Below are 1,197 nucleotides of genomic sequence, written 5' to 3' on the forward strand. Positions count from 1 at the left end.
TGCTCCCCTGGGCTGAAAGCCTTCCCGAGTATTGCAAACTCAAATAATTTTAACCGATTTGAGCTCCTTATGGGAGCTCTTTTCTTTATCCCTCACGGGGGATTATGGAGCGCTTACTGTATTTTTGTCTGGACATACGAACACCCCCTGTATAGGTTTATTTTCCTACACAGGGGGCGTTTTGTCTATTGTGTCAACGCCGAAATAAAAAATGCCTAAAACGCCGGCCACAAAATGACCCAAACGCCGGAAACACATACGCCGGTTAACCATCAGCCGGAAGCGTGGCCGGTGGAACTGTTTGAATACCTGCTTTCAACCGGTCACGCAACCGGTAGGTCTGGCCACGGATATTTACCACATGAGCGTGGTGTAATAACCGGTCCAGAAGAGCGGTAGCCAGTACATTGTCGCTTAGAAGCTCACCCCAATCGCTGAAGTATTTGTTGCTGGTTAAAATCACGCTGCCGTGTTCGTAACGTTCAGAAATCAGCCGAAACAAAAGTTCTGCTTCCTGGCGATTCAACTGCATATAGCCAACCTCATCAATCACCAGCAAAGCTGGACGCAGGTAGATCCGCCAGCGTCTCTCCAAATGTCCCTGGGTTTGTGCCTTCTTCAAGTCACCAATGAGACGGGAAAGAGTGGTATAATAGACCACCATTCCAGCATCCAGGGCTCTAAGAGCTAGACCGACAGACAAGTGCGTCTTTCCCACACCAGGAGGTCCCAGAAAAATCACATTCTCATTTCGGGCTACAAAGGCTAGCGTCCCAAGCTCTTCGATCTGTCGCTTGTCAATGCTGGGTTGAAAGGTGAAATCAAATTCTTCCAGCCGCTTGTGGTGCGGCATCCTTGCCAGTTTTAAACGTGTTTCCCGGCTTTTTCGCTGGCGTTCCTGCTGTTCAGAGGATAACAAGTCATGGAGGAACTGAACATAGGTCTGCTGACTGTGAAGAGATTGTTCCAGCTGTGCATCCAAAAGTTGAGCTGCCGTGAGCAGCCCCATCTGTTCCAGGAGAGAGCGGGTGTGTTCCAGCTCAACCATGTGCTGCACCTCCCAACAAGGAGTCATAGAAATGCAGAGAACGAACTTCTACACGAACGTCCTGTTGGCGTGCTGCTGGATAAGGAGCGGCAATCCCTTTGCGCTCTGCCAGGCCCTTGTATTGGCCGGGCAACCAGACAATTTTACCC

The 1,197-nt window shown here is 50.1% G+C and carries 1 protein-coding gene; it reads right to left on the reverse strand.

What is annotated here, in order from left to right:
• Positions 1-265: 265 nt before the first annotated feature.
• Positions 266-1,048: an IS21-like element helper ATPase IstB gene (gene istB / locus B5G28_RS14160; RefSeq protein ID WP_087249832.1), complete on the reverse strand. Its 783-nt coding sequence runs from the start codon at positions 1,046-1,048 to the stop codon at positions 266-268.
• Positions 1,049-1,197 lie beyond the last annotated feature (149 nt).

Origin of the sequence: Faecalibacterium sp. An77 (genome assembly GCF_002161315.1) — a bacterium.
Taxonomy (GTDB): domain Bacteria; phylum Bacillota; class Clostridia; order Oscillospirales; family Ruminococcaceae; genus Faecalibacterium.